A 6,701-nucleotide genomic window follows, 5' to 3' on the forward strand; every position below is an offset into this window, starting at 1 on the left:
CCAGCGGGAGCAAGCTCCCTCGCCACAAAAGCCCAGCCTTGGCACAAACCTCCTGTGGGAGGGCGGTGGGGCTGCTTTGTGTGCTCGGCGCAATGACCGCAAATCTGCGACAATCGCCCCTTGCTCAAACCGACGACCCTTGCGTACCTGATGACTGACCAAGCCCCCGCTATCGACAAACTGCTGAAAAACCTCGACCACGCCATGCTCGCCGACCGTCACCGGTTGCGGCGGCAGTTGCTCGAGCTGCGCAAGAAGCCCGACGAGGCCAAGCTGGCCCAGTGGGTGGCGCGCATGCAGGCGTCGTGCGATCAGGTGCTGGCGCGCAAGGCGAGCCTGCCGGTGATCCGCTATGACGATAATTTGCCGATCGCCGCCAAGCGCGACGAAATCAAGGAAGCGCTGCTCAAGCACCAGGTGCTGATCATCGCGGGCGAGACCGGCTCGGGCAAAACCACGCAATTGCCGAAGATCTGCCTGGAAATCGGTCGTGGCCAGCATGGCTTGATCGGCCACACCCAGCCGCGCCGGATCGCCGCCCGCAGCGTCGCAAGCCGCGTGGCCGAGGAACTTGCCACGCCATTGGGGGCGCTGGTGGGTTATCAGGTGCGCTTCGAGGACCAGAGCGACGCTAACACCCTGATCAAGCTGATGACCGACGGCATCCTGCTGGCCGAGACCCAGAATGACCGCTACCTCGAGCGCTACGACACGATCATCGTCGACGAAGCCCACGAACGCAGCCTGAACATCGACTTCCTGCTTGGCTACCTCAAGACCTTGCTGCCGCGCCGTCCGGACCTGAAAGTCATCATCACGTCGGCGACCATCGACCTGGAACGCTTTTCCAAGCACTTCGATGACGCGCCGATCGTCGAAGTCTCGGGCCGTACCTTCCCGGTGGAAACCTGGTATCGCCCGCTGACCCTGGAGCAGGCCGAGGAGGGCAACCGGGTCGAGGACGACTTGACCGTCGCCCAGGCGATCCTCGCCACCCTCGACGAAATCGCCGCCTACGAGCGCAGCGAGCGCCGCAGCCCCGGGGATGTGCTGGTGTTCCTGCCGGGCGAGCGGGAGATTCGCGACGCCGCGGAAATGCTGCGCAAGGCCCAGCTCAAGCACACCGAGATCTTGCCGTTGTATGCGCGATTGTCGCCGGCCGAACAGCAGCGGATTTTCCAGTCCCACCCGGGCCGTCGCGTGGTGTTGGCGACCAACGTCGCCGAAACCTCGCTCACTGTGCCGGGCATCCGCTACGTGATCGACAGCGGTACCGCACGCATCAGTCGCTACAGCTATCGGGCCAAGGTCCAGCGCCTGCCCATCGAGGCCATTTCCCAGGCCAGCGCCAACCAGCGCAAGGGTCGCTGCGGACGGGTCGAGCCGGGAATCTGTGTGCGGCTGTACAGCGAAGAAGATTTTCTTGGGCGGCCGGAATTCACCGATCCCGAAATCCTGCGCACCAACCTGGCGGCGGTGATCCTGCAGATGCTGCACCTGCGCCTTGGCGAGATCACCGATTTCCCGTTCATCGAGCCGCCGGATGGCAAGGCCATCAGCGACGGTTTCAACCTGCTGCAAGAACTCTCGGCGGTGGACCGCAACAGTCAGCTGACCCCGCTGGGTCGGCAGTTGGCGCGCCTGCCGGTGGACCCGCGCATGGGCCGCATGCTGCTGGAAGCGGCGAAGCTGGGCAGCCTCCAGGAAGTGCTGATCGTCGCCAGCGCCATGTCGATCCAGGACCCGCGCGAGCGTCCGCCGGAACGGCAACATGCGGCCGACCAGGCCCACGCCCCCTGGAAGGATGTCGACTCGGACTGCGCCGGGCTGGTCAACCTGTGGCGCGGTTTCGAAGAGCAGCGCCAGGCCCTGACCGCCAGCCCCCTGCGTAACTGGTGCCGCAAGAACTTCCTCAACTACCTGCGCCTGCGCGAGTGGCGTGATTCCCATCGCCAGTTGAGCCTGATCTGCCGCGACATGCAGTTGAGCCTCAACAAAGACCCGGCCGACTACCCGAAACTGCACAAGGCGGTGCTGTCGGGGCTGTTGAGCCAGATCGGCCAGAAAACCGAAGACGGTGATTACCTCGGCGCTCGCCAGCGGCGGTTCTGGGTCCACCCCTCGTCGGGGCTGGGCAAGAAGCGTCCGCAGTGGCTGATGACCGCCGAACTGGTGGAAACCACCAAGTTGTACGCGCGCATGGTGGCCAAGATCGAACCGGACTGGATCGAGCCGCTGGCGGGGCACCTGATCAAGAAAAACCACTTCGACCCCCATTGGGAGAAGAAGCGCGGGCAAGTGGTGGCTTATGAGCAGATCACGCTGTTCGGGCTCATCGTCGTCGGTCGCCGGCCGGTGCACTACGGGCCGGTGGACCCGGTGGTGTCCCGTGAACTGTTCATCCGCGAGGCGCTGGTGCGCGGCGAGATCCAGTCCAAGGCCAAATGCCTGGGGGCCAATACCCGCTTGCTGGAACAGCTCGACGAGCTGGAAGCCAAGGCCCGTCGCCGTGACATCCTGGCCGACGAAGAAACCCTGTTTGCGTTCTACGACGCGCGCCTGCCGGCGGAGATCCACCAGACCGCGACGTTCGACAGTTGGTACCGGATCAACAGCCAGAAAGACCCGCAATTGCTGATCATGCGCGAGGAGGACGTGCTGGCCCGCGAAGCCAGCGAAGTCACCGCCACGCAGTACCCCGACACCTTGCGCGTCGGTGACCTGACCTTGCCGCTGAGCTATCACTTCGAGCCCAACCATCCCCGTGACGGCGTGACGCTACGGGTTCCGGCGCCATTGCTGCCGATGCTGCCGCCGGAACGCCTGGAATGGCTGGTGCCGGGGATGATCGAGGCCAAGTGCATCGCCCTGGTGCGCAACCTGCCCAAGGCCCTGCGCAAGAACTTCGTGCCGGTGCCGGATTTCGTCAAGGCGGCGCTGCAGCGCATCACCTTCGCCGAGGGCTCGCTGCCGCAGGCCCTGGGCCGTGAGCTGCTGCGCATGACCGGGGCGCGGGTCAGTGACGAAGCCTGGGCCGAAGCGGCCCAGCAGGTCGAAAGCCACCTGCGCATGAACCTGGAAATCGTCGACGGCCAGGGCAAGTTCCTCGGCGAAGGCCGCGACCTGGCCGAGCTGACGGCACGCTTTGCCGAGGCCAGCCAGGCGGCCTTGGCCGTGCCGCAAACGGCGAAAAGCCAGGCGCCGGTGGAGGCGAAGGTCTTCGCGCCGGTGGCGGAGAAAACCCAACAGAAGATCGCCGGGCTGTCGATGACGGTGTACCCGGCGTTGGTGGAAGAGGGCGGCGTGGTCAAGGAGGGACGTTTCCCGACGCCAGCCGAAGCCGAATTCCAGCATCGCCGCGCCTTGCAGCGCTTGCTGATGCAGCAATTGGCCGAGTCGACCAAGTTTCTGCGTGGCAAGTTGCCGGGGCTGACGGAGCTTGGCCTGCTATACCGCGACTTGGGCCGTATCGACGGCCTGGTGGAAGACATTCTGCTCGCCAGCCTCGACAGCTGCGTGCTCGAAGGTGAGGCGAGCCTGCCCCGTGACGGCGCCGCCCTGGCCGCCCTGGCCGAGCGCAAGCGCGGCGGCTGGACCGAGCACGCCGAACGCCTGGCGAAGTTGACCCTGGACATCCTCAAGCTCTGGCACAGCCTGCAAAAACGTTTCAAGGGCAAGATCGACCTGGCCCAGGCCGTGGCGCTGAACGACATCAAGCAGCAACTCAGCCACCTGGTGTACCCAGGCTTCGTGCGGGAAACCCCGCACCAATGGCTCAAGGAACTGCCGCGTTACCTCAAGGCCATCGAGCAACGCTTCGAGAAGCTCGGCAGCCAAGTGCAGAAGGACCGGGTCTGGAGCGGCGAACTGTCGAACCTCTGGGCCCAATACAAGACCCGCGCCAGCAAACACGCCCAGGAAGGCAAGCGCGACCCGCAATTGGAGCTGTACCGCTGGTGGCTGGAGGAATACCGGGTGTCACTGTTCGCCCAGCAGTTGGGCACCAAGGTGCCGATTTCCGACAAGCGCCTGGGCAAGCAGTGGGGGTTGGTGGAGGGGTGATGGCACACACCATCAACCCCCTGTGAAGCCCTGTGGGAGCGAGCTTGCTCGCGATAGCGGTGGTTCAGCCTGCATTGATGTTGACTAATACACCGCCATCGCGAGCAAGCTCGCTCCCACAGGGTAGGATGTTGAAGTGAATGGGGAATGGGCCAAACCCCAGCGTTTATGGCAAACTTCGCGCCTATAAATGCCGGTTCCGTGGTTTTGAGCTTCAATGCCACGGGCGGATCGGAATAAAGCGATGCCAGGGCTGCTTCCCCGGATGGGAAAAGTCCCTTTGCGTGTTGGTACGTCGGTGCCAATACTTTCTGCCTGAACAGATCAGAGACACGACCCATGCATAACGTCGTCATCAGCGGCACCGGCCTGTACACCCCGGCCAACAGCATCTCCAACGAAGAACTGGTGCAATCTTTCAATACCTATGTCGCCCAATTCAACGCTGATAACGCCGCTGCCATCGAGCGTGGTGAAGTCGAGGCCTTGACCGAATCCAACGCCGCGTTCATCGAAAAGGCTTCCGGCATCAAGAGCCGCTTTGTCATGGACAAGGACGGTATTCTCGATCCGCAACGCATGACCCCACGCCTGCCCGAGCGCTCCAACGATGAGTGGTCGGTGCTCTGCGAAATGGCCGTCGGCGCCGCGAAACAGGCCTTGGAGCGCGCCGGCCGTACGGCGGCCGACATCGACGGGGTGATCGTCGCTTGCTCCAACCTGCAGCGTGCGTACCCGGCCATCGCCATCGAAGTCCAGGAAGCCTTGGGCATCGAAGGGTTCGGTTTCGACATGAACGTGGCCTGCTCCTCGGCAACCTTCGGCATCCAGGCCGCGGCCAACAGCGTGCAACTGGGCCAGGCCCGGGCGATCTTGATGGTCAACCCGGAAGTGTGCACCGGTCACCTGAACTTCCGTGACCGCGACAGCCACTTCATCTTCGGCGACGCGGCCACTGCCGTGATCATCGAACGCGCCGACCTGGCGACCTCGCCGTACCAGTTCGACGTGGTCAGTACCAAGCTGCTGACCAAGTTCTCCAACAACATTCGCAACAACTTCGGCTTCCTCAACCGCACCGCGGAAGAGGGCATGGGCAGCCGCGACAAACTGTTCGTCCAGGAAGGCCGCAAGGTGTTCCGCGATGTCTGTCCGATGGTGGCCGAACTGATCGGTGCCCACCTGGAAGAAAACCAGTTGAGCGTTGGCGACGTGAAACGTTTCTGGCTGCACCAGGCCAACCTGAGCATGAACCATCTGATCGTGCGCAAGCTGCTGGGGCGCGAAGCCACCGAAGCGGAAGCCCCGGTGATTCTCGACCGCTACGCCAACACCAGTTCGGCCGGTTCGGTGATTGCATTCCACACCTACCAGGACGACCTGCCCAGCGGTTCGGTCGCTGTCCTCAGTTCGTTTGGCGCCGGTTATTCGATTGGCAGCGTGATTTTGCGTAAGCATTGATCTGGTCTGGTCCAGATTTTTGGGCAAGGGCGCTTGCTGTGGGGGAAGCTTTTGTGGCGAGGGAGCTTGCTCCCGCTGGGTTGCGAAGCGACCCCCAATATCTTGCGGTTGCTGCGCAACCGAGCGGGAGCAAGCTCCCTCGCCACAGAAGCATCGCAGTCTTGCAGATCTTGGGATGTTGAATGACAGTCACCGACGACACCCTCCTGCTCCAACGCCTCCTGGCCGGTGAACAGCAGGCCTACAAGGAACTGGTCAGCGCCTACCAGAGCCCGATGCGCGCCGTGGCCTATGCCATCGTCGGCAGCCGCCATGCCGACGAAGTGGTGCAGGACGCATGGCTTTCGGTGGTGCGCAATCTCAACGGTTTCCAGGGACGTTCCAGCCTCAAGACCTGGCTGTTGACCATCACGGCCAACGCCGCCAAGGGACGTTACAAACAGAACCGGCGGGAAGTGTTGCTCGACGATCTTCCGGCGCCCCACGGCACCCTTGGCGATGAGCGTTTCGCCGCTGACGGGCACTGGCTGCTGGCGCCGTTCGCCTGGCACCAGGACACGCCCGAAGCGCTGCTCACCGAGGGTGAATTACGTGATTGCCTGGAACACACCTTGCTCAGCCTGTCGGAACTGCAAGGCAGCGTGCTGACCCTGCGGGAACAACAGGGCCTGGAGTTGGACGAAATCTGTAATCTCCTGGGCATTTCGCTCTCCAATGTACGCGTGCTGTTGCATCGCGCCCGATTGAAGGTCTTCGCGACTGTTGAACATTTCGAGGAAACCGGCGAATGCTGACCTGCAAGGAACAAGTGGCCCGCTCCAGCGACTACCTCGACGGACAACTGAGTTTTCGTGAACGCCTGCTGGTGCGCCATCACCTGATGTTCTGCCCCAATTGCCGACGGTTCATCCGCCAGATGCGCCTGATGCAGGCGACCCTCAAAAAACTGCCGCAGCCACCGGTTCCCGACCTGGATCACCTCGCCGAGAAACTCGCCGCCGAACGGCGCAAAGACCTCCGCTAAACCCCTCGATACACCACCGACCCCTTGTGGGAGCGAGCTTGCTCGCGATAGCGGTGTATCAGTCAAATCACTGCCGACTGAACCACCGCTATCGCTGTCTCATATAAACATATCCGCGCCCACGACACAGGCAGAAATCTGGGATAGCGGCGTG

At 63.0% G+C, this 6,701-nt stretch carries 4 protein-coding genes; all 4 read left to right on the plus strand.

The features are described 5' to 3' along the window. Positions 1–150 precede the first annotated feature (150 nt). The 4 genes from hrpA (at position 151) to HGO40_RS27615 (ending at position 6,547) form a co-directional block, all read left to right on the plus strand. Positions 151–4,062 carry an ATP-dependent RNA helicase HrpA gene (hrpA, locus tag HGO40_RS27600; RefSeq protein ID WP_250965618.1) on the plus strand — a complete coding sequence of 1,304 codons (3,912 nt, stop codon included), beginning with the start codon at positions 151–153 and terminating at the stop codon, positions 4,060–4,062. A gap of 339 nt (positions 4,063–4,401) precedes the next feature. Next, complete coding sequence (locus tag HGO40_RS27605; protein WP_250965619.1) at positions 4,402–5,523, plus strand: beta-ketoacyl-ACP synthase III; 1,122 nt, start codon at positions 4,402–4,404, stop codon at positions 5,521–5,523. Positions 5,524–5,705: 182 nt separating this feature from the next. Then, positions 5,706–6,317 carry an RNA polymerase sigma factor gene (locus HGO40_RS27610; protein WP_250965620.1) on the plus strand — a complete coding sequence of 204 codons (612 nt, stop codon included), beginning with the start codon at positions 5,706–5,708 and terminating at the stop codon, positions 6,315–6,317. Then, complete coding sequence (locus HGO40_RS27615; protein WP_250965621.1) at positions 6,311–6,547, plus strand: anti-sigma factor family protein; 237 nt, start codon at positions 6,311–6,313, stop codon at positions 6,545–6,547. The genes HGO40_RS27610 and HGO40_RS27615 overlap by 7 nt, the downstream gene beginning before the upstream one ends. The last annotated feature ends 154 nt before the right edge of the window (positions 6,548–6,701 follow it).

This window comes from Pseudomonas sp. CG7 (genome assembly GCF_023701885.1).
GTDB classification, from domain to species: domain Bacteria; phylum Pseudomonadota; class Gammaproteobacteria; order Pseudomonadales; family Pseudomonadaceae; genus Aquipseudomonas; species Aquipseudomonas zanjanensis.

What these genes read in the sequence shown, in the direction of transcription:
- hrpA (WP_250965618.1), top strand. Translation starts at nt 151, where the DNA reads ATGACTGACCAAGCCCCCGCTATCGACAAACTGCTGAAAAACCTCGAC.
- HGO40_RS27605 (WP_250965619.1), top strand. Translation starts at nt 4,402, where the DNA reads ATGCATAACGTCGTCATCAGCGGCACCGGCCTGTACACCCCGGCCAAC.
- HGO40_RS27610 (WP_250965620.1), top strand. Translation starts at nt 5,706, where the DNA reads ATGACAGTCACCGACGACACCCTCCTGCTCCAACGCCTCCTGGCCGGT.
- HGO40_RS27615 (WP_250965621.1), top strand. Translation starts at nt 6,311, where the DNA reads ATGCTGACCTGCAAGGAACAAGTGGCCCGCTCCAGCGACTACCTCGAC.